Origin of the sequence: Burkholderia sp. WAC0059, assembly GCF_002870125.1 — a bacterium.
Classification (GTDB): Bacteria; Pseudomonadota; Gammaproteobacteria; order Burkholderiales; family Burkholderiaceae; genus Paraburkholderia.
In genome coordinates this window covers 79,799-101,569 of the sequence record NZ_PNEO01000009.1, presented here as the reverse complement: position 1 = coordinate 101,569, position 21,771 = coordinate 79,799, and the positions used below count along the sequence as shown (strand labels likewise).

The following is a 21,771-nucleotide window of genomic DNA, read 5'->3' as shown; positions in this document are numbered from 1 at the left end:
CAGCCGTCCGGGCAGGCGCCGGACATGTTATCCAGAAAATATAACGCGCCTGGCGGGAAAAAGCGATGGGGCCGCCAGCATGGGACGTGCCGGGGACATCGCTCGCGGCGGCCCGGCCGGACGTCGCCCGGGCCTTGCGTTCTCCCGTTCGCCGCTCAGGCGAGGCAGGCGTCGAGCCCGTCGGTGATGAGGTCCTTCGGCAGATCGATACCGATGAACACCATCTTGCTGTTCTTCTTTTCGGCCGGCAGCCACTTCGCGGCGAGGTCGCTGCCCATCATCTGATGCACGCCCTGGAACACCACCTTGCGGTCGACGCCCTTCATGTAGAGCACGCCCTTGTAGCGCAGCAGGTGCTCGCCGTAGATCTGCAGGATGCCGCCGAGGAAGTCCTCGAGTTTGGTCGGGTCGAACGGGCGGTCGCTGCGGTAGACGAACGACTTGATGTGGTCGTCGTGATGCGCGTGGTGGTGATGGTGGTGATCGTGGCCTTCGTGCCCGCAGGCCGAGTGGTCGTGATCATGATCGTGGTCGTGATGCGCGTGATCGTGATCGTCCTCGGCGAGGAAGTCCGGGTCGATTTCGAGCTTGGCGTTCAGGTTGAAGCCGCGCAGGTCGAACACTTCCTTGATGTCGGCCTGGCCGAAGTCGACCTGTCTGATCTGCGCCTTCGGGTTCATGTGCAGCAGGCGGTGGCGCAGGTCGCCGAGCTCCGTTTCGCTGACGAGGTCGGCTTTCGTGAGGAAGAGCCGGTCGGCGAACCCGACCTGGCGTTGCACGACTTCGTGCTCGTCGAGCTGGTGGTTGCCGTGCTTGGCGTCGACGAGCGTGATGACCGCGTCGAGCAGAAATTCGTCGGCCGTCTCGTTGTCCATGAAGAACGTCTGCGCGACCGGGCCGGGGTTGGCGAGGCCCGTGGTCTCGATCACCACGCGGTCGAAGTCGAGCTCGCCCGCGCGGTTCTTCGCGGCGAGGTCGCCGAGCACGCGCGCGAGGTCGCCGCGGATCGTGCAGCAGATGCAACCGTTGCTCATCTGGATGATCTGCTCGTCGGCATCCTGCACGAGGATCTCGTTGTCGATGTTCTCTTCGCCGAACTCGTTTTCGATCACGGCGATCTTCATGCCGTGCTGTTCGTTCAGGATGCGCTTGAGCAGCGTGGTTTTGCCGCTGCCGAGAAAGCCGGTCAGGATGGTGACGGGAATCATGCTGGTTGCCTGTGAGTACGTGAATCGGAGGCGGAAACCGGCGGGCTGGCGGCCTTTCGCCGCTGGCCGGGCCGCCCGGCCGGCCAGCAAGGCCGGCCCGGAAACCGCCTATTGAAACATATCTGTCGTGCCGATGCTCGCGGCGCCGGGCACCCTGGCCGATCGGACGAACCGCCGCCGCGCCGACCCGCGGTCTCCTAAAAAGAGGGGCGCAACGCGGAGCGTCGCACGGCGTGTGCGCCTCCTGTTTCCGGCGCTTGCCGCGGGGTGCCCGGCGCACCGGAAAAAGTGCACGGTGCGCGCGGTTTTTCGCCGCCGAAACCGTGGGCGGAACCCGGGCCGGGCGAACCGCAAATGAGGCCGCTCAGGCGATTTGCAACAGCAGCCCCTTCAGATATTCGCCTTCGGGGAACGCCGTGAGCAGCGGGTGATCGACGCCGGCGCCGAGGCGCTTGAGGATGCGGGCGTCCACGCGCGCGTCGACCGCCGCGCCGGCGACGATCTTCTGGAACAGCTCCGAATCGATGGCGCCCGAGCACGAATAGGTGAACAGCAGGCCGCCGGGCCGCAGCAGCTTCAGCCCGGTCAGGTTGATGTCCTTGTAGGCGCGGGCCGCGCGGTCCACGTGCTCGCGCGAGGGCGCGAACTTCGGCGGGTCGAGCACGACGAGGTCGAAGCGTTCGCCGTCGTCGTAGAGGCGCCGCAGCGTCTTGAACGCGTCGGCGTCGAGCCAGCTCGCGCGCGCCGCATCGAAGCCGTTCGTCTCGACGTTGCGCTGCGCGAGCGCGAGCGCCTCGCCTGACGAGTCGATCGAGACGACGCGCGCCGCGCCGCCCTTGAGGGCCGCGAGCGAGAACCCGCCGGTGTAGCAGAAACAGTTGAGCACGTCGCGCCCCTGCGAATAGGCCTGCACGAGCGCGCGGTTCTCGCGCTGGTCGATGTAGAAGCCCGTCTTGTGGCCGTTGCGCACGTCGACGTGGTAGCGCACGCCGTTTTCCCCGACGATCAGCGTCCCGGGCGGCGCATCGCCGGCGAGCACGCCGGTCGTCTGCTCGAGGCCTTCCTTCTCGCGGATCGACACGTCCGAGCGCTCGTAGACGTTCGGGCAGCCCGTGGCCGCCGCGAGCGCCGCGACGATGGCGTCCTTCCAGGCGTCGACGCCTGCGGCCATGAACTGGCAGACCAGTTGGGCATGGGGCGGGGAATCGTCGGTGGTTTGTTGTGCGGTGTCTCTCGAGGGGACTTGCTGCGCTGCGCCCCCCAAGGGGACTTGCTGCGCTGCGTAGTAATCGACGATGAGGCCGGGGAGGCCGTCCGCCTCGCCGAACACGAGCCGGATCGCGCCGGTGTCGCGCACCATCGCCGCGCGATGGGCAATGGCCCGCTGCACGCGGCGCTTGAAGAACGCATGGTCGATGGGCTCGGCCTCGTCGAAGCTCCAGACCCGCGCGCGGATCTGCGAATGCGGGCTCCACGCGGCGCGCGCGAGGAAGCGTCCGTCGTGCCCGCGCACGACGACGGTCGCGCCGGCGGCCGGCTTGCCGTCCACGCGGTCGATGGCGTTCGCGTAGACCCACGGATGGCGCCGCAGCAGGGATTTTTCTTTCGACGGTTTGAGCGTGACGGTATGCATGGGATGGGTTCGATGCGCAAAGCGTGCCGGCCGGCGGAAGGCGCCGTCCGCACGCCGCGTGGGGCATTAGCTGCGTTTCTTCGCGCGCGGATGCGCGTCGTCGTAGATGCGCGCCAGATGCTGGAAGTCGAGCGACGTGTAGACCTGGGTGGCCGAAATGCTCGCGTGGCCGAGCAGTTCCTGCACGGCGCGCAGGTCGCCGCTCGACTGGAGCAGATGCGTGGCGAACGAGTGGCGCAGCACGTGCGGATGCACGTTCGCGGGGACGCCGGCGGCGACGGCCGCGCGCTTGATGCGCTCGCGCACGACGCCCGGCGCCATCCGGTTGCCACGCGCCGATAGAAAGAGCGGCTGCGGGTCGTGCCTGACGAGCGCGTGCCGCACGGCGATCCAGGCGTCGAGCGCGGCGAGCGCCTTGCTGCCGACGGGCACGATGCGGCGGCGCTTGCCCTTGCCGAGCACCTCGACTTCGGCCGCGTCGCGCTTGAGCCAGCCCGCCGATTCGTAGCCGTCCTGCTTCGCGTACTGGACGTCGAGCCCGACGAGTTCCGCGAGCCGCAGTCCCGACGAGTAGAACAGCTCGAGCATCGCGTGGTCGCGCAGCCCCTCGGCGGTTTCGGCGACGGGGGCTTCCATCAGCGCGGTCGCGTCGTCGACGGAAAGCGCCTTCGGCAGCGTCTTCGCACGCCTGGGCGCGCGCACCGCGGCGACGGGGTTGGCCTCCAGTTCGACCCGGCCGGCGAGCCAGCGGTAGAACGCGCGCCAGGCGGACAGCCGGTGCGCGATCGAGCGCGCCGACAGCCCGAGCGCGTGCGCGCGCGCGGCGGCACCGCGGATGTCGGCGGCGCTCAGGCGTTCGAGCGGCCGGCCGTTCGCGAGCTTCGCCAGCTCGTCGAGTTCGTGCGCATAGCCGCGCAGCGTGTGCGCCGACAGGCGCCGCTCGTGCTCGAGGCTCGAGAGGTAGGCGGCGATCGGTTCGGGCGCGTTCACGTCGGGTTGCGGGGCGAGGGGCGGTTGTCGTCGGGCGCGGTCAGTGCGGCAGCAGGCGCGTGAGCGCCGCGCTCGCGAGCGCGCCGATCTGCGTGAGGAAGTCGGTCGCCATGCCGTCGTGGAACCGGCGCGGATCGGGCGAGCCCAGCACGAGCAGGCCGAACGCGTTCGCCTGCGGCTCGGTGTGCGGGTCGCGCAGCGCGACGAGCACGACGGATTCGGCCCGCGCGGCGCCGGCCGTGCCCGGCGCCGCGACGCCGAACGGCGAGGCGTCGAGCCACTGGGCGGCCTCGAAGCCGGTGTTCGCGCCGCAATAGGGCGTCGCGAGGCTGTTCGCGAAGAGCCGCACTTCCTCGCCCGTATGGCGCGCGAAGTCCGATTGCGTATAGGCGTCGGCGATGTCCCAGACGCGCAGCGCCGCCTGCGGCACCTCGAACACGTCGCAGAGGCCCTGCGCGATGGTGCGCGGCAGCGCGTGCGGGTCGCGCTCGGCGATCACGCGCGTGGTCCAGCGGCCGAACTTCGCGCTGATGCTGTCGTTTTCGTGGCCGTAGCGCAGCAGTTCGGACAGGCGCCGTTCGAGGTGCTTGTTCTTGTCGCGCAGCATCTCCATCTGCCGCTCCTGCAACGACACGGCGGCTTTGCCGTGCGGGTTGCCGAGGCGCAGCGTCGTCAGCAGCTCGGCGTGCTCGACGAAGAAATCGGGGTTGGCCAGCAGATATTCGGCGACTTCGCGATCGTTCATGGTTTCGGCTTCAGGTGCGCCGCGGGCGCATCGGGACATCGGGGCCGGCTCGCTGGCCGGGGTTCGGTCGGGTGCTGCTGTCGCGTCCGGCTGCGGCGAGCGCTGCCGGGCGCGGCTTGCCGCCCGTTCGTTTCACTGCGCGTCTCATCGCGCGTTTCACAGTTCGTCTTTCAGCTCGATTTCGCCTTCGAACACGGTCGTCGCCGGGCCCGCCATCGTCAGCGGCGCGGCTTCGTCGCGCGCGCCGTCCCAGGCGATCGTCAGCACGCCGCCGTGCGTGTGCACCGTCACGGGCGTGTCGAGCAGGCCGCGCCGGATGCCCGAGGCGACCGCCGCGCAGGCGCCGGTGCCGCAGGCGAGCGTTTCGCCGGCGCCTCGCTCGTGGACGCGCAGGCGGATGGCGTTACGCGAGACGATCTGCATGAAGCCGGCGTTGACCCGCCGCGGGAAGCGCGCGTGCGATTCGATGGCCGGGCCGTCGGCCGCCACGGAGAATGCCTCGACGTCGTCGACGATCTGCACGGCGTGCGGGTTGCCCATCGAGACGGCCGAGATCCAGCGGGTTTGTCCGTTCACGTCGAGCGGCCAGAGCGTATCGTTGCCCTCGCGCCGGCCGTCGAGCCCGGCGGCGTCGAACGGCACGCGCGACGGCTCGAACACGGGGCGGCCCATGTCGACGACGACCTCGCCGTTTTCCTGCATGACGAGCGTGATGATGCCGTTCTGCACCTGCACGCGGACGCTGCGCGCATCGGTCAGCTTCCGTTCGCGCACGAAGCGCACGAAGCAGCGCGCGCCGTTGCCGCAATGCTCGACCTCGCCGCCGTCGCAGTTGAAGATGCGGTAGCGGAAATCGGCGCCGTCCACGGTCGGCTTCTCGACCAGCAGCAACTGGTCCGCGCCGACGCCGAAATGCCGGTCGGCGAGCGCGCGGACTTGCGCGGGCGTCAGCGCGAGCGGCCGGGTGTAGCCGTCGAGCACGACGAAGTCGTTGCCCGCGCCGTGCATTTTGGTGAAATTCAGTTTCATCCCGCTATTGTAAGTGACGCACGGGCCTTCGCCGCGCGTTCTTCGGGAAGCGGGCGCCGCCCGCGCGAAGCGCCTCGCTCCGGTCGCGCCGCCGCCGGAACGGCGGGGCCCGCGGGCGCGGTTCGCGGGTCTGCGCGGGCGCCGCGTCGCGGACTGGCGGACACCGCAGGCCGACGCCTCAATAGAAGCCCGGCTCGCCCGGCGGCCGGGTCTTGAAGCGCTTGTGCACCCAGTAGTACTGCTCGGGGAGCTGCGGGATCTGCTCTTCGAGGAACGCGTTCATCCGGCGCGCGTCGGCCTCGTCGTTGCCGGTCGGGTAGTTGTCCCAGGGCTTGAATACCTTGAGCCGGTAGCCGCGATAGTTCGGCAGCACCTCGCCGATGAACGGCACCACCTGCGCCCGGCCCGTCTTCGCGAGCCGGCCGACGGCCGTCAGCGTGCAGGTCGGCACGCCGAAGAACGGCACGAACGTCGAATTGCGCATGCCGTAGTCCATGTCGGCGCCGAGCATCACCGGCTTGCGGTCGCGCAGCCAGCGCAGCACGACGCGCGCGCTGTCCGCGCGGCTCACCATTTCGGCGCCGAAGCGGCTGCGGCCCGCCTTCGCGGCGGCTTCGAGCTCGGGGTTCGACATCGGCTGGTAGAGCGACCCGCACGGCCGGTGCAGCGAGTAGTTGAGGAACATCGAGCCGGCCTCGATGCCGACGAAGTGCAGGCCGAGGAAGAGCGTCGGCGGCAGGTCGGGGTCGGTCAGGTCGACGGCGCTGTCGAGTTCGACGAGCTTCTCGAGCTTCTTCGCCGAGCCGAACCACTGGACGCTGCGTTCCAGATAGCTGCGGATCACGTGCCGGAAGTGCAGCGCGGCCACCTCCTCGCGGCGCGCGTCGCTCCACTCGGGAAAGCAGAGCTTGAGGTTGATGTGGACGATGCGCCTGCGCCGGCTCGGAATCCTGTAGAGCAGCCAGCCGAGCGCGTCGCCGAGGCGGGCGACGAAGCCGTACGGCAGGACGGCGAACAGCTTGAGCAGGCCGATGCCGAGTCGGCTCAGCATGTCGGGGCTCCGTGCGGCGGGCGGGAGCGGACCGGACGGGCGGCGACGAAGGACTGCACGGATAATCACTCTGCGGCAAATAAACGAAGTCGCTATAATACGGTCTTCGCCGAGTTAATAGACAACTTGCGGGGCGAAGCCGGTTCGCGCGGCATCCATACAGAAGGGCGCGCGGGTCGGGCAGGTAATCCGCTAAAGCGTCGCCACTTCGGGACTTCGAAGCTGGCTACGTGAAGCTCAACCGTAACCAGTCAGTAGCAGCAGGAGTCCAAAAGTGGCAAACGACTACTTCTTCACTTCCGAATCCGTTTCCGAAGGCCATCCGGACAAGGTCGCCGACCAGATCTCGGACGCCATCCTCGACGCCATCCTCACGCAGGACAAGTACTCGCGCGTTGCCGCCGAAACGCTGTGCAACACGGGTCTCGTCGTGCTCGCCGGCGAAATCACGACGACCGCGAACGTCGACTACATCCAGGTCGCGCGCGACACGATCAAGCGCATCGGCTACGACAATACCGACTACGGCATCGACTACAAGGGCTGCGCGGTGCTCGTCGCCTACGACAAGCAGTCGCCGGACATCGCCCAGGGCGTGAATCGCGCGCACGACAACAACCTCGACCAGGGCGCGGGCGACCAGGGCCTGATGTTCGGCTACGCGTGCGACGAAACGCCCGAACTGATGCCGCTGCCGATCTATCTTTCGCACCGCCTCGTCGAGCGCCAGTCGAACCTGCGCCGCGACGGCCGCCTGCCCTGGCTGCGTCCGGACGCGAAGTCGCAGGTCACGGTGCGCTACGTCGACGGCAAGCCGCATTCGATCGACACCGTCGTGCTCTCGACGCAGCACGCGCCGGACATCGAGCTCGCGGCGCTGCGCGAAGCCGTGATCGAGGAGGTCATCAAGCCGGTGCTGCCGGCCGAGCTCGTGAAGGGCGAAATCAAGTACCTCGTGAACCCGACCGGCCGGTTCGTGATCGGCGGCCCGCAGGGCGACTGCGGTTTGACGGGCCGCAAGATCATCGTCGACACCTACGGCGGCGCGGCGCCGCACGGCGGCGGCGCGTTCTCGGGCAAGGACCCCTCGAAGGTCGACCGCTCGGCTGCATACGCGGGCCGCTACGTGGCGAAGAACATCGTCGCGGCGGGCCTCGCCTCGCGCTGCCTGATCCAGGTGTCGTACGCGATCGGCGTGGCGCAGCCGACCTCGGTCATGGTCAACACGTTCGGCACGGGCAAGGTGTCCGACGCGACCATCACGAAGCTCGTCGGCGAGCATTTCGATCTGCGTCCGAAGGGCATCGTCCAGATGCTCGACCTGCTGCGCCCGATCTACGAGAAGACGGCGGCTTACGGCCACTTCGGCCGCGACGAGCCGGAATTCTCGTGGGAAGCGACCGACAAGGCGATCGCGCTGGCCGAAGCGGCCGGCACCACGCCGGTGGCGGCGCTCGCGTAATTGCCGGCCGGCGGGCGCGCGGCCGCGATGGCTGCGCGCCCGGTGGACCTTGATGTGAAAAACCTCGCGCGGACGGTGATCCGCGCGAGGTTTTGTTTTTTCGCGGGCCGTCCGTGTGAAAGGGCGGGCGAGATGTAGGCGAGAGGCGGCGCGCTCCAGCCGTCGCGATTAACGCATGGCGAACGCGAACCAGCCCGCGCCGCCCGGAACCGTCCGGCGCGGGCGGCGCCCGCGCGGGGCGCGGGACGGGTCGTCGGCCGGCGCGGGCGAAGTCGGCGCGCGCAGCGGCGTGGCCGGCCGGTGCATCAGCGTGCGCAGCGAGAAATGACGCGCGCCGGCGCGCACGCGCAGCACGGAGAAAAAGGCGCGAAACCAGGCGCGCATGCCGTCGACGGGCTTCGCTTCGCGTACCTGCGCCGCGAGTGCGCGACTGCGCGCCGCGTGATGCCGGAGCGCGCGCACCAGATGGCGGCGCGCAGGCCGCGCGGCGTTCAGGGCGGCGCGGGTGAAACGGGTATCGAGGAAAGCGGACATGGTCGGTTAGCCGGAAGTCGAAAGGCGCGACACGCGGGACATGAAACGAAGCAGCGGACGTGCCTGTGGCGGATTCAATGCCGGAGCGGGACGGACGCGCCGTCGGGCGGCGGCAACGCGGAGGGTCGCCGGGAGGCCGGAGTCGGCGCGGCCTTGCCGGGAAAAGGGGAGCAGACGGAGGGAGCGGACGGAGAAACGAAAGGCCGGAACGGATGCGTACGACATGCATTCAGGCTACACGCGAATCGTGACGTCCAAAAGTCGGGGCATACCCGCGACGGGCGGGATCGCGGCGGCGCGCATTTTGCCTCAGTCGGGGTATCCGCTTCGCCGGGCCGGCTTCGGCGGCCTTACAATCTGGCGTCGCCGGCGCGTGCAGAGCAGACCGGCGTCGATGCGGCCCGCATCCGAACTCAAGATAACGGAAGTCCCATGTCAGTCCAGTCGAAGAAAGAACAGGTCCAGCAGTTGCGCGAGCGCGGCTTCGTGATCGTGCCGGGGCTCGTCGCGCCGGAGCGCTGCGGCGAAATCCGGCGTACCGCCATGCAGCAGTTGCAAGAAGCCGCGGCGCCGCTCGAATTCGAGGCGGACCTGCGCTATCCGGGCGCGCCCGAGTCGAAGGACGCGCTGGGCGGCCACACGGTGCGCCGCCTGCTCGACGCCTGGTCGCGGCATGCGCTCTTCCGCGAGTGGGCGGCGTCGCCGGAAATTCGCGGCTGGATGGAGCTTTACTTCGGCGAGCAGCCCGTGCTCTCGCGCGCGCATCACAACTGCGTGATGACGAAGCATCCCGATTACGGCAGCCTCACGGGCTGGCATCGCGACGTGCGCTACTGGTCGTTCGAGCGCGACGATCTCGTCTCGGTCTGGCTCGCGCTCGGCGACGAGACCGTCGAGAACGGCGGCCTCTGGTTCGTGCCCGGCTCGCACGAGGCGACGTTCACTTCGACCTCGTTCGACGCGGCGAAGTTCTTCCGCTCCGATCTGCCCGAAAACGAGGCGTGGATCGGCAAGGCGATCGCGCCGCCGCTGCATGCCGGCGACGTGGTGTTCTTCCATTGCAACACGCTGCATTCGGCCGGCCGCAACGAGAGCCGCGACGTGAAATATTCGCTCGTCTTCACCTACCACGGCGCGAGCAACGTGCCGCTGCCCGGCACGCGCACTGCGTCGATGCCCGAAATCCCGCTCTGAACCGATCCGGCAGAGGCTGCCGCCGCGTCTGCACACGGCGCGCGGATTGGCTAACATAGCGCGTCCGTCGCCGCGTCTTGCGCCGGCCGCGGGCGCGCCGCCGTTGCATCGCGCGACGCGCTGTCATGCCATGCGGTCCCGCGCGGCCGCCGGTCCTTTCTTTTCTTTCTCCCGGTTTTTCGTTTCGTCGAGGATTCAGGCAATGGGCTACGAAGCAGCTTCAGAACGCTATTCGGACATGCAATACCGGTTTTGCGGCAAGTCGGGGCTCAAGCTGCCGGCGCTGTCGCTGGGCTTGTGGCACAACTTCGGCGACACCACGCCGATCGCCACGCAGCGCGAAATCCTGCGCACCGCGTTCGACCTGGGCATCACGCATTTCGACCTCGCCAACAACTACGGCCCGCCGTTCGGCAGCGCCGAAACCAATTTCGGCCGCATTTTCAAGGACGATTTCCGTCCGTATCGCGACGAGCTGCTGATTTCGTCGAAGGCCGGCTGGAACATGTGGCCGGGCCCGTACGGCAGCGGCGGCGGCTCGCGCAAGTACGTGCTCGCGAGCCTCGACCAGAGCCTGCAGCGCATGGGTCTCGACTACGTCGACATCTTCTACTCGCACCGCTTCGACGCGGACACGCCGCTCGAGGAAACGGCCGGCGCGCTGGCGAGCGCGGTCCAGCAGGGCAAGGCGCTCTATGTCGGCATTTCGTCGTATTCGCCGGCGAAGACGCGCGAGATAGCGAAGCTGCTTGCCGGGTACAAGGTGCCGCTCCTGATTCACCAGCCGTCCTACAACCTGCTGAATCGCTGGATCGAGCAGGGGCTGCTCGACGCGCTCGACGAAGTGGGTGCCGGCAGCATCGCGTTCACGCCGCTCGCGCAGGGGCTGCTCACCAACAAGTATCTGAACGGCGTGCCGCAGGACGCGCGCGTGAACCGTCCCGGCGGCGGCTCGCTGAAGGCCGAGCACCTGAGCGGCCAGAACATCGAGCACGTGCGCAAGCTCGACGAGATCGCGAAGCGGCGCGGCCAGAGCCTCGCGCAGATGGCGATCGCCTGGACGCTGCGCGGCGGCCGCGTGACCTCGGCGCTGATCGGCGCGAGCCGCGCGGAGCAGGTGCGCGAGAACGTCGGCGCGCTGAAGAACCTCGAGTTCTCGGCCGAGGAGCTGGCCGAGATCGACCGTTACGCGACCGAGGGCGGCATCAACCTGTGGGAGAAGCCGTCCACCGACCAGCGCGTCTGAACGGGCGCGGTTTTCTTCTTGCCGCCGAAGCCGCCGCGCATACCGCGTGGCGGTTTTTTCATTGCGCGGGCGGATTCGATTCGTTCGCCTTCGCGACCTCTACATCAGCAGCGGCAGCCCTTCCACGAGCGCGAAGGCGATGACGACGCCGAGCAGCGCGCCGATCACGCGCAACACGTTGTGCCTGAATTCCGTGGCGCACGGCAGCGCGCCGAGAAACAGCGCGCCCGCAAATGCCATGGGAATGACCATCACGAGGTCGCCGATCGTGAAGTACGTTGTCATGGTTGTCTCCTGATTGATTTTTGTCGGCCGGCCTGGCGGCGAGATTGTTTTGTCGGGGCCAGCCTCGTTCGAGTATAGACGCGCGGCGCGGATGGGGGCGCGATCCTGTCCGGCGGCGGTGCAGCCGACGGGCGCAGCGAGCCCGGCCCCGCGGGCTTCGCGGGTCGTCTGTGCGGGCGGCTCGGGGTTTTTGCCGATGGCCCGGGCATTACGTTTTGCTTTCTTTCGGGGTGCCGACGAGGTCAACCGTATTCGTGACAAATCCGGCTGCCGGAATATGTCGCGAAAGCATCCGGAAAGCGGGGCGTGCCCGCTGTTTTTTTGCTTTGCCCGCGGGCCCAAAACGGTAACAATGCGGAAAACGGCTCACGCGAGAAGGGGCCGGCAGGGCAGGATGGAGCGCGATGCGCGCGGACCGTGCGCGAACGTCACCGCCTCCAGGCTGCGGTCATCGTCAATGCCGACCGGCGGTTGGAGCAGTCGAAGCCGGCGTTCGCAACGGGGAAACATCATGGTAATCGGTTCTATTGTCCGCTCGATGCACATTGCCGTGCCTTCGGGCGCCCGCGGCATCGTCATGCGCATTCTCGGCGACATGGCAATGGTGACCTGGTACGCCGGCGAGCCCGGCGAATCGGCCGAACTCAACACCGAACCCTTTTTCCTCGAAGACCTGATCGACACCGGCGAGCAGATTCGTCCGGCCAGCGCCCAGGTTCACTGAAGCCCGAAGCGCCGGGTTCGTCGGCGACGAACGTTCGCGGTCGCGTTATCGCGCCCATGCGGGCACAATGCGGGGATATGGACGACCACGATCTTTCCCCGCCGCCGCGCGATGCGGCCACCGCGCCGTACGCGCGGCTCACGCCCGAGTGCGTGCTCGACGCGCTCGACAGCGTGCTGCTGCCCGACGGTCGGCGCACCGACGGCCGCCTGCTCGCGCTCAACAGCTACGAAAACCGCGTCTATCAGGTGGGCGTCGAGGACGGCCCGCCGCTCGTCGCCAAGTTCTACCGGCCCGGACGCTGGTCCGACGAGGCGATCCTCGAGGAGCACGCGTTCGTCGCGGAGCTGGTCGAACGCGAGATTCCGGTGGTGCCCGCGCTGACTTACGACGGCCGCACGCTGCACGAATTCGAGGGCTTTCGCTTCGCCCTGTTCGAGCGGCGCGGCGGCCGCGCGCCGGAGCTCGACCGCAGCGACACGCTCGAATGGCTCGGCCGCTTCATCGGCCGGATTCACGCGGTCGGCGCGAGTCAGTCGTATCGCGCGCGGCCGGCGCTCGATCTGCGCACGTTCGGCTTCGAGCCGAGAGACTGGCTGCTCGAACACGACTTCATTCCGGCCGACGTGCGCGCGGCCTGGCAGGCGGCCGTCGCGTTCGCGCTCGAGGGCGTCGAGGCCGCGTTCGAGCGCGCGGGCGACGTGCGCGCGCTGCGCCTGCACGGCGACTGTCATCCGGGCAACGTGCTCTGGACCGACGCCGGTCCCCACTTCGTCGATTTCGACGACAGCCGCATGGGGCCGGCCGTGCAGGATCTCTGGCTGCTGCTGCCGGGCGACGGGCGGCCCGCCGCGACGCGCGCGCTTACCGATCTGCTGGCCGGCTACGAGGACTTCTGCGAATTCGAGCCGCGCGAACTGCATCTCGTCGAGGCGCTGCGCACGCTGAGGCTCGTGCATTACAGCGCCTGGCTTGCCCAGCGCTGGGACGACCCCGCCTTTCCGGCGGCCTTTCCCTGGTTCAACACGCAGCGCTATTGGGAAGACCGGATTCTCGAGTTGCGCGAGCAGATCGGCGCGATGCAGGACGGGCCGCTCTGGCCGGTGTAGGCGCGGCGGCGTTTCTGTCGGAACGCCGTTCCGGCGGACTTCAACCTCATACCCGGCAGGTCGAGCCGGCGCTTGCCGCCAGTTCCCGCGCGGCCTTCGCGCCTTCCACCTGGAGAATCGTCGGCAGCGAGACGCCGTTTTTCGCCGCCGTGACCTCGGCGAGGATCGAGACGGCGATCTCGGGCGGCGTGCGGCTGCCGATGTAGATGCCGACGGGCCCGTGCAGCCGGGCCAGTTCCGTTTCGTCGAGATCGAACTCCTGGAGCCGCTTGCGCCGCGCCGCATTGTTGCGCCGCGAGCCGAGCGCGCCGACGTAGAACGCGGGCGTCTTGAGCGCCTCCATGAGCGCGAGATCGTCGAGCTTGGGGTCGTGCGTGAGCGCGATCACGGCGCTTCGCTCGTCGAGCTTCATGTCGAGCACGGTGTCGTCGGGCATGGTGCGCACGAGTTTCGTGCCAGGCACGTCCCAGGCGTCGGTGTATTCCTCGCGCGGGTCGCAGACGGTGACCTGGTAGTCGAGGCCGGCGGCGATCTGGCAGAGATAGCGCGAAAGCTGCCCCGCGCCGATCACGAGCATCCGGTAGCGCGGGCCGTGGATCGTCAGGAGCCGGGCGCCGTCGAAGTCCACGCCGTCGGTCGCGAGCGCGGGGCCGAGCGTGGCCGCGCCGCTTGCCATGTCGAGCGTGCGCGCGACGAGCCGGCCGTGCTGCACGGCCTCGTATAGCGCGCGGATGCCGCTCGCCTCGCCGAGCGGCTCCAGCACGAGCTGGATCGTGCCGCCGCAGGGCAGGCCGAAACGATGGGCCTCTTCGGCGCTCACGCCGTAACGGACGGCTTCGGGCGCGTGCTGCGCGATGCCCTCGCGACGCACGCGATCGACGAGATCGTCCTCGATGCAGCCGCCCGAAACCGAGCCGACCACGAGCCCGTCGTCGCGCACGACGAGCATCGCGCCTTCGGGACGCGGCGACGATCCCCACGTCTTCACGACCGTTACGAGCAGCGCGCGGTGGCCCTCGTCAAGCCAGCGTGCGCCGGACTTCAGGACTTCGAGATCCACGCTGTCCATGATCGTCTCCTGTCGGGGATCGCCCCGTCCGCCGGCTGCGTTGCGGCGTGGGACGTCGTTGTCGTGGCGGGAACCAGGATGGCGGGGGCGGTGCCCCTGGTGCCGAGTTGCGCGTGAAAGCGCCGGAAGAATTCGTCCACGAGTCTGCGCACGGCCGCGTCGACGAACCGCGAACCGATGCGCGCGAGCTTGCCCTCGAGCCGGGCGTTCGCCGAGTAGGACAGGGTCGTGGTCTGCGTGCCGGCCGCTTCGAGCGTGACGTGGGCGCGGCCCTGGCCGAAGCCGGCCGTGTCGCCCTGTCCTTCGAACACGAGCGTGTAAGCGCGTGGCGCGTCGACGTCGGCGAGCCGTATGCGGCCCTTGAAGCGCGCCTTCACGGGGCCGATCGAGGCGCTCATCGAGAGCGCGTAGGCGCCGCCGCCGTCGGAGTCGATCTGTTCGCAGCCGGGAATCGACGCGCGCAGGATCGTCGTGTCGTTCAGCGCTTCCCAGGCGCGCTGTTGCGATACTGGTAGCGTGTAGCGCTCGGTCAGTTCCATCGCGAGGAACCTCCACGGGCGCAGCGGGCGGGGATGGCCCCGGGCGAGGCGGGCGGACACGATCCGCGCGCGGGGCCGGTCCGCCGCCGCGCGCTTGCGGCGCGGAGTCGCGGAAGTACGGTGGCATCGGACCGGGCCGTGCCGCGCGGGGCATGGGGCGGATCGGCCTCGCCCATGAGGTCGTCGTCGTCCGACAGAAGCGGAAACGCAAAACCGCCGTCCAGATGAACGGTACAGGTGCCGCACTTCACGGCGCCGCCGTCGCTCGGGCGCGACGGCTCGCGCAGCAGCGGAATTGGAAGCGCGGAGGGCTCGACGGTGACGGTCACCGGTGACCCGTCGACCGTCAGGCGGATGCTGATCGCCATTGGCTGTGTCTCCTCGAGGCTGAGACCGGCCGACACCCTATCGCCCGATTCCGCCAGTGGCCGTCGCGTAATCGCGTAAGCAGGGAGAAAGGGCGCGAAGGTTGTCGTGATGCCGATCAAAAAAGTAAAGCACAAATTCCCTGTTTACGCTGCACGGGGTTCTACGGGCAGGACGGCGGCGAGTGGCTGGGGAACGCCGAAGGCGGGGAGCGGCGCAGGGAAGGGCCGGAGAGACGGAGAGACGGAGAGACGGAGAGACGGCGGCACGCGCCGGCCGGCGCGTGCCGCGACGGCCTCAGTGGGCCTTGGGCATCTGCGCGAGACGCGAGCGCCGGCGCGAATAGCCGAAGTAGACGGCCATGCCGACGGCAAGCCAGACCACGAACGCGATCCAGGTGACGAGCTTCAGGTTCACCATCAGGAACAGGCACGACGCGACGGCCAGCACCGGCACGACGGGCACGCCGGGGCAGCGGAACGCGCGAGGCAGGTCGGGATGGGTCCGGCGCAGGACCAGCACGGCGATGGAGACCATCGAGAACGCGGCCAGCGTGCCGATGTTGATGAGTTCCGCGAGGACGTTGAGCGGGACGAGCGCGCCGATCAGGCCGAAGAAGAGGCCGACGAGCCAGGTGGTCAGGAACGGCGTCGAGAAGCGCGGATGCACGCGCGAGAGCACGCCGGGCAGCAGGCCGTCGCGCGACATCGCGAAGATGACGCGCGTCTGGCCGTAGCTCATCACGAGCATCACGGTGAGCATGCCGAGCACCGCGCCGAGGTCGATGAAGCCGGCGACCCACTTCTGGCCCGCCACCTGGAGCGCGTAGGACACCGGGTGCGCGATGCCGTCGAACTGCCGGAACGGCACGATGCCCGTCACGACCGCCGCGACGCCTACGTACAGCACCGCACAGACGGCGAGCGAAGCGATGATGCCTACCGGCAGGTCGCGCTTCGGATTCGCCACCTCTTCGGCGGCGGACGAGACCGCGTCGAAGCCGATGAACGCGAAGAACATCACGGCGGCCGCGCCGAACACGCCGTTCCAGCCGTTCGGCATGAACGGATGCCAATTGGCCGGGGTGACGTGGAACGCGCCGACGGCGATCACGAGCAGTACGACGATCACCTTGATCGCGACCATCAGGTTGTTCACGCGCGTCGATTCGCGCACGCCGACCGACAGCAGCGCCGTGATGACCATGACCACGAGGAACGCCGGCAGGTTGAAGACGGTGTGTACGGAGGGCATCGCGCCGGGCGCGGCCGTGAGCGCCGCCGGCAGCGAGAGGCCGAAGCCCGAGAGCAGCGACTGCAGGTAGCCGGACCAGCCGACCGATACCGCCGAGGTGGCGAGCCCGTACTCGAGCATCAGGTCCCAGCCGATCACCCACGCGGCCAGCTCTCCGAGCGTTGCATAGGAATACGTGTAGATCGAGCCGGCCACGGGAATCGTCGAGGCGAACTCCGCGTAGGCGAGCGCGGCGAGGCCGCAGGCGACGGCCGCGATGGCGAACGCGACCGTCAGCGCGGGGCCGGCCTCTACTGCGCCCGTGCCGGTCAGCACGAAAATGCCGGTGCCGACGATGGCGCCGACGCCGAGAAAGGTCAGATCGAGCGCGCCGAGCGCTTTTTTCAGGCCGGTGTTGCGGGCGCTGGCCTGCAGCATGTGTTCGATGTTTTTCTTGCGAAAAAGGGACATTGGCAGAGGACTCCTGAAATGCGCGCAATGACGATGCGGGCCGATGTCGAAAAGTCCGCGATTCTAGCGGATTCAGGCGGGGTTCCCGCAGCCGATGGCGTACCCGGCGCCGGCGCGGCAGGCAATCCAGCCCCCGAAACGGGAGACTTGGCGCGATCCTTGCCGAAAGGCCTCGCGAATCGGCGCGATTTCTTTCCGCGATGGCGGATCGTGGCGGGAAGCCGACTTCTTTTGCCTGGGGCTGCGAATGATCAGACGGAACGGGAAAAAGATCGGGGGAACGACGGGGAAGGCGCGGTCAATTGCCGATGGAGGGATTCAGATCCACGAGCCGGTTGCTCATCGCGTAATAGGTGAGCTCGGCGTTGTTGTTGAGCTTCATTTTTTCGAGCAGCCGCGCGCGATAGACGCTCACGGTCTTCACCGACAGGGACAACGCGCGCGCGATGTCGGTGAGCCGCTGGCCCGAGGCCAGCATGCAGAGCGTCTGGTATTCGCGGTCGGAAAGCTTCTCGTGCGGCAACTGCTCGCCGTCGAGCGAGACGTAGTCCGCGAGCGCCTCGGCCATCGCCGTGCTCACGTACTTGCGGCCGGCGGCGACCTGCTGGATGGCGGCGACCATCTGCTGCGCGTCGGCCGTTTTCGGCAGATAGCCGGACGCGCCGGCCTTGAGCGCGCGCACCGCGTACTGGTCCTCGCGGTACATCGAGAACATCAGCACCGGCACGCGCGGCGCCTTGCGCTTGAGCCGCTTGAGCACCTCGACGCCGTTCATGTCGGGCAGCGAGACGTCGAGCAGCACGAGGTCGCAGGTCTGTTCGCCGATCGCGGAGAGCGCCTCGGCGCCGTTTTGCGCCTCGGCGACTTCGTGCGCGATGCCGCGGTCGGCGAGCAACTGCCGCACGCCCTGACGGACCACGGCGTGGTCGTCGACCAGCAGGATGCGAAGACTCATGACCGCGCGCTCGCGAGCATGGCGTGGCCGGCGGCTCCGGCGTCGGTGCGGCCGGCGGCGAGCAGCGCGGCCCAGGCGAAGCGCGCGCGCACCGTGGTGCCGCTACCCGCGCCGGCGCGCATGCTGCGGATGCGCAGCGTGCCGCCGAACGCGGCGCAGCGCTCGTGCATGCCGGTCAGGCCGTGGCGGCCGGGACGGTTCGCGGCGCGTTCGGGCAGGCCGATGCCGTTGTCGGCGACGATCAGCGTCAGATGGTCGGCTCCGCTTTCGAGCCGCACGTCGGCATGGCTTGCATGCGCATGCCGGACGGCGTTGGCGAGCGCTTCCTGCGTAACGCGGAACACGGCGATCGCCGCGTCGGCCGGCAGGCGCGCCAGCCGGGCGTCCGCAGCGCAATCGAGCGCGACCGGCAGGCCGGTGCGGGCGGAGAAATCGCGGGTCCAGTCCGCGAGCGCGGGCACGAGACCGTCGTCCAGTTGCGGCGCGTGCAGGCCGGCGAGCGTGTGGCGGACCGCTTCGCTGGCGATGTCGAGCGAACGCAGCGCGATGGTCAGCGCCTCGCGGCATTGGGGGGGCGCATCGGCGGGCAGCCAGGTCTCCACGCTGGCGAGCGCGAGGCGGCTGGCGGTCAGTTCCGCGCCGACGCTGTCGTGCAATTCGCGCGCGAGCTGCCGCCGGGCGGTTTCGTCTGCCTCGACCGGGGCGTGGCTGGCCGCAAGCGCCGCCTCGGCGGGCGCCGGATGACCGATCCCGGTCGCGTTGGCGAGCGCGGGGACGAACCGGCGCTCGCGCGCGCGGCCGGCGTCGCGGGCATCCTGCTGCGGGTGGACATCCTGCGATGGGCGGGCGGGCTGCGCGTCGATCGGTACGACGGTCGATCTGTTCATGACTTTCCCCGGCGCTGGCCTGCTCGATGCCGCCTGTCGCGCCAGATAAAGAGCGACCCGCGGCGTAACCAGATTTACATCCCGTAACAAGTAGGCGAGCCTGTCGACCCGCGTTTTTGTCTGACTGTTCAGTGTCGGGATAATATATTAAAAAAAGAAAAATCCATACGGGGCAAGGCTTGGCGGCCTGCTCCGGACTGCGTCTAGATGTCGCAGTGTAGCAATTCAGTAAGAAAATTTCCTACATCGAAAAGATGTCGTCGATGCGGAATTTGTAACAGCGACCGGACGAAAAAAAGCCGGAGCGCGAGGCTCCGGCTTGCGATGCGGACGGGCCGGCGACGCTTTTCGCGCCCCGTCCCGGTATCCGGCGTTTCAGCCGACGAAGGCTTTCTCGACGACGTAGTGGCCCGGCTCGTTGTTGCTGCCTTCCCTGAAGCCCAGGTTGTCGAGCAGCTCGCGCGTGTCGCGCAGCATGTGCGGGCTGCCGCAGAGCATCACGCGATCGTTTTTGGCCGAGAACGGCTCCACGTTCAGGTCGGCGAACAGCTTCTTCGTCTCGATCAGCTCCGTGATCCGGCCGCGGTTCTGGAACGTTTCGCGCGTAACCGTCGGATAGTAGAGGAGCTTTTCGCGCACGATCTCGCCGAGATATTCGTGATTGCGCAGGTCTTCGCTGATGTACTCCTTGTACGCGAGCTCGTCCACGAAGCGGCAGGTGTGCGTGAGCACGACCTTCTCGTAGCGGTCGTACACGTCGGGGTCCTTGATGATCGACATGAACGGCGCGAGCCCCGTGCCCGTGGAGAGGAGCCACAGCGTCTTGCCGGGCACCAGGTTGTCGGCCATCAGCGTGCCGGTCGGCTTCTTGCCGATCAGGACCTGGTCGCCGACCTTCAGGTGCTGCAGCCGCGACGTGAGCGGGCCGTCCTGCACCTTGATGCTGAGGAATTCGAGATGCTCCTCGTAATTCGCGCTGGCCATGCTGTAGGCGCGGATCAGCGGCTTGCCGTCCACTTCGAGGCCGACCATCGTGAACTGGCCGTTCTCGAAGCGCAGGCCCGGATCGCGCGTGCAGGTGAAGCTGAAAAGCGTGTCGGTCCAGTGGTGGACGGAAAGGACGGTTTGGGTTGTCAGATTGCTCATGGTTCCTGGATGTGCAAAACAAAGGCCGCCAGACCCGCGCGCCGGCACGGCAGAGGCGATGCTGCGCGCCCCCCGCTTGCCGCGATCGAAGCGCAATCCGCCATTTTACCGCGCCTGCCGCCGGCGGGTAGCGGTGCGCTGAACGGGCGGTCGGCGGGGTTCGGCGCGTCGGGGCGCCTTCAATGGATCAAATTCTGGGGCGAATCCGGCCGGATGCCTGACCCGATCCGGTTTCGGTCGGCTCGTGGCCGACGGGCGGAACGCGGGCAAAACGCACGCGAAATACGGGCAAAACGTCGGCGGAACGCGGTCGGGGCCGGGCGGCGCGTGCCGCGGAATACGGACAGATCGCGCGAACAAGCCGCAAAATACGCCGCAAATCATACCGGAATGACGAATCCGCCGCACCCTCTGCCGACGACGCGAGCCCGGTCCGGCTTCCCGGGAAAAGGATGCCTTGCCGGCCTTGCTCGCCGTGTTAATCGAGGCGCAGCCGGGCGATGTACGGCAGATGGTCCGACAGCCAGGCCGTTTCCTGCGACGGCGGAATCCATTCGACGGGTTTCATGCCGCGCACGAACATCTTGTCGAGCGCGAGCGCCGGCGAGAACGCCGGGAAAGTCCGCGCCGACTCGCCGAGCAGCGTCGCGACTTCGTGCAGGCCGTGCTCGGCGAAGAGCGGCACGGAGTCGTTGCGCCAGTCGTTGAAGTCGCCGGCCAGCACGAGCGGGCCGTGCGGCGCTTCCTTCACGATCCAGTGCGCGATCCAGTTCATCTGCTTGAGGCGCGCGCTGCGCGTGAGCGCGAGATGCGCGCACAGCAGCGTGACCGACTGGCCGCCGACGGCGGCGCGCGCGACGAGCAGGCCGCGTCGCTCGAAGCGGTGCGCGGAGATGTCCCAGCGGCCGCCGGGATCGAGCGGATGCGGCGAGAGGATGGCGTTGCCGTGCCGCCAGGAGGGTTTGAAGACGTTCGGGCCGAGCGCGATCTGCAATTCGAGCGCGCGCGCGATTTCGGTGGCCTGGCAGTGCCAGACGTCGTCGAGCGGATCGGCGAGCCGCGCGCCGAAGCCCGGCGAGAGCACGGGCGCGGGCAGCCGCCGCGCCATCGCTTCCTGGAGGAAGTAGGCGTCCGCGTGGATCGACTGGACCCAGCGTTGCATGGCCTGCCAGGCCTGGAAGCCGAGCGGCGAGCGGCCCTTGTGCAGGTTCCAGCTCACGGCGACGAAATCGTTGCCGTGGGGCGTGGCATTGGGCGCGTCGATCAGGGTTTCGGGATTTCGCATGCGCGGGAAGGGATGGGGGTGGCGCGAGACAGCGGGCGGACGGGGCGCACGGTCGTCACGGTTGCGGCACGAGGTTCGCGCGGACGCGGTACACGAGCGACGGGTCCTTGCGGACGATTTGCCAGTCGGCCCACTGGCCGGCCGGCACGCGCAGCCCCGGATGGCTCGCCGCGATCGTGCGCGGCTGCGGCGGCAGACGGCAGCCTTCGGGGCTCGGCTGGACGGGGTCGTCCTCGAGCGTATCGTGCGCGTCGATCGCGAGCGTGACGTCCGTCGCGTCCGCCGCCGTGGGCGAGACGGTCAGCGTGCGTTCGAGGTCGATGCTGCCGCCGGGCTGGTCCTTGCAGCCGACGTCGTGCGCGACGACGTGGTGATGCGTGTCCGTGTGCGCCTGGCCGACCGGCGTGGAGGCGTCGAACGTGTCGATCGTCTGGCCGTCGCGCACCACTTCGAGCGTCCAGTGCACGACGGGGGGCGTCGCGACCTCGCCGTACGCGGCGCCGGCGACGCCGAGGAGCGCAATGGCGCAGGCTTTCCACCACATCATGTCGGCGATTCTCCTTCGATAGCGATGCGCACGGGCATCCCGCCGCTTGTCTGACCCTCGATG

21 protein-coding genes and 2 pseudogenes are annotated in these 21,771 nt (G+C 68.5%); 5 read left to right on the top strand and 18 right to left on the bottom strand.

Annotated elements, in window-relative coordinates; translation table 11 throughout:
• Positions 1 to 155 precede the first annotated feature (155 nt).
• The 7 genes and pseudogenes from CY652_RS11305 to CY652_RS11280 all read right to left on the bottom strand — a co-directional run bounded on the left by CY652_RS11305 (position 156) and on the right by CY652_RS11280 (position 6,656).
• Positions 156 to 1,208: a CobW family GTP-binding protein gene (locus CY652_RS11305; protein ID WP_102130804.1), complete on the bottom strand. Its 1,053-nt coding sequence runs from the start codon at positions 1,206 to 1,208 to the stop codon at positions 156 to 158.
• Positions 1,209 to 1,572: 364 nt separating this feature from the next.
• A pseudogene (locus tag CY652_RS11300) lies at positions 1,573 to 2,400 on the bottom strand (class I SAM-dependent rRNA methyltransferase); the annotation flags it as partial.
• Between the two features lie 83 nt (positions 2,401 to 2,483).
• Positions 2,484 to 2,841 (bottom strand): annotated as a pseudogene (locus tag CY652_RS25110) (23S rRNA (cytosine(1962)-C(5))-methyltransferase RlmI); the annotation flags it as partial.
• 66 nt (positions 2,842 to 2,907) lie between these two features.
• Complete coding sequence (gene xerC / locus CY652_RS11295) at positions 2,908 to 3,831, bottom strand: tyrosine recombinase XerC (RefSeq protein ID WP_102130802.1); 924 nt, start codon at positions 3,829 to 3,831, stop codon at positions 2,908 to 2,910.
• Between the two features lie 40 nt (positions 3,832 to 3,871).
• Positions 3,872 to 4,576, bottom strand: coding sequence for a DUF484 family protein (locus CY652_RS11290; RefSeq protein ID WP_102130801.1), 705 nt, complete (start codon positions 4,574 to 4,576; stop codon positions 3,872 to 3,874).
• A gap of 156 nt (positions 4,577 to 4,732) precedes the next feature.
• Positions 4,733 to 5,605 carry a diaminopimelate epimerase gene (gene dapF / locus CY652_RS11285; protein ID WP_102130800.1) on the bottom strand — a complete coding sequence of 291 codons (873 nt, stop codon included), beginning with the start codon at positions 5,603 to 5,605 and terminating at the stop codon, positions 4,733 to 4,735.
• Positions 5,606 to 5,783: 178 nt separating this feature from the next.
• On the bottom strand, positions 5,784 to 6,656 hold the full coding sequence (locus tag CY652_RS11280) for a lipid A biosynthesis lauroyl acyltransferase (protein ID WP_102130799.1): 873 nt from the start codon (positions 6,654 to 6,656) through the stop codon (positions 5,784 to 5,786).
• A 274-nt stretch (positions 6,657 to 6,930) separates the two neighbouring features.
• On the opposite strand from CY652_RS11280, the gene metK reads away from it, so the two are divergent.
• Entirely contained in the window at positions 6,931 to 8,118 is a 1,188-nt protein-coding gene (metK, locus tag CY652_RS11275) for a methionine adenosyltransferase (RefSeq protein ID WP_102130798.1), read from the top strand.
• Positions 8,119 to 8,286: 168 nt separating this feature from the next.
• On the opposite strand, the gene CY652_RS11270 is transcribed toward metK, so the two are convergent.
• Entirely contained in the window at positions 8,287 to 8,652 is a 366-nt protein-coding gene (locus CY652_RS11270) for a hypothetical protein (protein ID WP_102130797.1), read from the bottom strand.
• Positions 8,653 to 9,084: 432 nt separating this feature from the next.
• Between CY652_RS11270 and CY652_RS11265 the strand changes: the two genes are divergently transcribed.
• Positions 9,085 to 9,846: a phytanoyl-CoA dioxygenase family protein gene (locus tag CY652_RS11265; RefSeq protein ID WP_102130796.1), complete on the top strand. Its 762-nt coding sequence runs from the start codon at positions 9,085 to 9,087 to the stop codon at positions 9,844 to 9,846.
• Between the two features lie 202 nt (positions 9,847 to 10,048).
• A complete protein-coding gene (gene mgrA / locus CY652_RS11260) occupies positions 10,049 to 11,092 on the top strand; it encodes an L-glyceraldehyde 3-phosphate reductase (protein WP_102130795.1) in 1,044 nt (347 codons plus the stop codon).
• A 99-nt stretch (positions 11,093 to 11,191) separates the two neighbouring features.
• Here the strand turns inward: mgrA and CY652_RS11255 are convergent, their stop codons facing one another.
• Positions 11,192 to 11,377: a hypothetical protein gene (locus CY652_RS11255; protein ID WP_102130794.1), complete on the bottom strand. Its 186-nt coding sequence runs from the start codon at positions 11,375 to 11,377 to the stop codon at positions 11,192 to 11,194.
• A 511-nt stretch (positions 11,378 to 11,888) separates the two neighbouring features.
• Between CY652_RS11255 and CY652_RS11250 the strand changes: the two genes are divergently transcribed.
• On the top strand, positions 11,889 to 12,101 hold the full coding sequence (locus CY652_RS11250; protein ID WP_102130793.1) for a hypothetical protein: 213 nt from the start codon (positions 11,889 to 11,891) through the stop codon (positions 12,099 to 12,101).
• A gap of 77 nt (positions 12,102 to 12,178) precedes the next feature.
• Positions 12,179 to 13,210, top strand: coding sequence for a serine/threonine protein kinase (locus CY652_RS11245; protein WP_102130792.1), 1,032 nt, complete (start codon positions 12,179 to 12,181; stop codon positions 13,208 to 13,210).
• 46 nt (positions 13,211 to 13,256) lie between these two features.
• On the opposite strand, the gene CY652_RS11240 is transcribed toward CY652_RS11245, so the two are convergent.
• From CY652_RS11240 to CY652_RS11200, 9 genes are all read right to left on the bottom strand, one after another.
• The gene (locus CY652_RS11240; RefSeq protein ID WP_102130791.1) at positions 13,257 to 14,279 is read right to left on the bottom strand and encodes an XdhC family protein; all 1,023 of its coding nucleotides are present in this window, start codon (positions 14,277 to 14,279) and stop codon (positions 13,257 to 13,259) included.
• Positions 14,252 to 14,818 (bottom strand): CoxG family protein, encoded by a 567-nt coding sequence (locus CY652_RS11235; protein WP_102130790.1) that lies wholly within the window; start codon positions 14,816 to 14,818, stop codon positions 14,252 to 14,254. Before CY652_RS11235 ends, CY652_RS11240 begins: the two co-directional genes overlap by 28 nt.
• Positions 14,809 to 15,186, bottom strand: coding sequence for a hypothetical protein (locus CY652_RS11230; protein ID WP_102130789.1), 378 nt, complete (start codon positions 15,184 to 15,186; stop codon positions 14,809 to 14,811). Before CY652_RS11230 ends, CY652_RS11235 begins: the two co-directional genes overlap by 10 nt.
• A gap of 295 nt (positions 15,187 to 15,481) precedes the next feature.
• Complete coding sequence (locus CY652_RS11225; RefSeq protein ID WP_102130788.1) at positions 15,482 to 16,888, bottom strand: amino acid permease; 1,407 nt, start codon at positions 16,886 to 16,888, stop codon at positions 15,482 to 15,484.
• Positions 16,889 to 17,186: 298 nt separating this feature from the next.
• Complete coding sequence (rqpR, locus tag CY652_RS11220; RefSeq protein ID WP_102130787.1) at positions 17,187 to 17,843, bottom strand: response regulator transcription factor RqpR; 657 nt, start codon at positions 17,841 to 17,843, stop codon at positions 17,187 to 17,189.
• Complete coding sequence (locus tag CY652_RS11215) at positions 17,840 to 18,730, bottom strand: sensor histidine kinase (protein WP_102130786.1); 891 nt, start codon at positions 18,728 to 18,730, stop codon at positions 17,840 to 17,842. The genes rqpR and CY652_RS11215 overlap by 4 nt, the downstream gene beginning before the upstream one ends.
• Positions 18,731 to 19,105: 375 nt before the next feature.
• Complete coding sequence (locus CY652_RS11210) at positions 19,106 to 19,876, bottom strand: ferredoxin--NADP reductase (protein WP_102130785.1); 771 nt, start codon at positions 19,874 to 19,876, stop codon at positions 19,106 to 19,108.
• Between the two features lie 478 nt (positions 19,877 to 20,354).
• Positions 20,355 to 21,161, bottom strand: a complete 807-nt coding sequence (locus CY652_RS11205; RefSeq protein ID WP_102130784.1) for an endonuclease/exonuclease/phosphatase family protein — start codon at positions 21,159 to 21,161, stop codon at positions 20,355 to 20,357.
• Between the two features lie 55 nt (positions 21,162 to 21,216).
• Positions 21,217 to 21,705, bottom strand: coding sequence for a hypothetical protein (locus CY652_RS11200; RefSeq protein ID WP_102130893.1), 489 nt, complete (start codon positions 21,703 to 21,705; stop codon positions 21,217 to 21,219).
• Positions 21,706 to 21,771 lie beyond the last annotated feature (66 nt).

Bases quoted from the DNA above. Each gene is read 5' to 3' on its own strand.
- CY652_RS11305 (WP_102130804.1), bottom strand. From the start codon at position 1,208: ATGATTCCCGTCACCATCCTGACCGGCTTTCTCGGCAGCGGCAAAACC.
- CY652_RS11290 (WP_102130801.1), bottom strand. From the start codon at position 4,576: ATGAACGATCGCGAAGTCGCCGAATATCTGCTGGCCAACCCCGATTTC.
- dapF (WP_102130800.1), bottom strand. From the start codon at position 5,605: ATGAAACTGAATTTCACCAAAATGCACGGCGCGGGCAACGACTTCGTC.
- CY652_RS11280 (WP_102130799.1), bottom strand. From the start codon at position 6,656: ATGCTGAGCCGACTCGGCATCGGCCTGCTCAAGCTGTTCGCCGTCCTG.
- CY652_RS11270 (WP_102130797.1), bottom strand. From the start codon at position 8,652: ATGTCCGCTTTCCTCGATACCCGTTTCACCCGCGCCGCCCTGAACGCC.
- CY652_RS11265 (WP_102130796.1), top strand. From the start codon at position 9,085: ATGTCAGTCCAGTCGAAGAAAGAACAGGTCCAGCAGTTGCGCGAGCGC.
- mgrA (WP_102130795.1), top strand. From the start codon at position 10,049: ATGGGCTACGAAGCAGCTTCAGAACGCTATTCGGACATGCAATACCGG.
- CY652_RS11255 (WP_102130794.1), bottom strand. From the start codon at position 11,377: ATGACAACGTACTTCACGATCGGCGACCTCGTGATGGTCATTCCCATG.
- CY652_RS11250 (WP_102130793.1), top strand. From the start codon at position 11,889: ATGGTAATCGGTTCTATTGTCCGCTCGATGCACATTGCCGTGCCTTCG.
- CY652_RS11245 (WP_102130792.1), top strand. From the start codon at position 12,179: ATGGACGACCACGATCTTTCCCCGCCGCCGCGCGATGCGGCCACCGCG.
- CY652_RS11240 (WP_102130791.1), bottom strand. From the start codon at position 14,279: ATGGACAGCGTGGATCTCGAAGTCCTGAAGTCCGGCGCACGCTGGCTT.
- CY652_RS11235 (WP_102130790.1), bottom strand. From the start codon at position 14,818: ATGGAACTGACCGAGCGCTACACGCTACCAGTATCGCAACAGCGCGCC.
- CY652_RS11230 (WP_102130789.1), bottom strand. From the start codon at position 15,186: ATGGCGATCAGCATCCGCCTGACGGTCGACGGGTCACCGGTGACCGTC.
- CY652_RS11225 (WP_102130788.1), bottom strand. From the start codon at position 16,888: ATGTCCCTTTTTCGCAAGAAAAACATCGAACACATGCTGCAGGCCAGC.
- rqpR (WP_102130787.1), bottom strand. From the start codon at position 17,843: ATGAGTCTTCGCATCCTGCTGGTCGACGACCACGCCGTGGTCCGTCAG.
- CY652_RS11215 (WP_102130786.1), bottom strand. From the start codon at position 18,730: ATGAACAGATCGACCGTCGTACCGATCGACGCGCAGCCCGCCCGCCCA.
- CY652_RS11210 (WP_102130785.1), bottom strand. From the start codon at position 19,876: ATGAGCAATCTGACAACCCAAACCGTCCTTTCCGTCCACCACTGGACC.
- CY652_RS11205 (WP_102130784.1), bottom strand. From the start codon at position 21,161: ATGCGAAATCCCGAAACCCTGATCGACGCGCCCAATGCCACGCCCCAC.
- CY652_RS11200 (WP_102130893.1), bottom strand. From the start codon at position 21,705: ATGTGGTGGAAAGCCTGCGCCATTGCGCTCCTCGGCGTCGCCGGCGCC.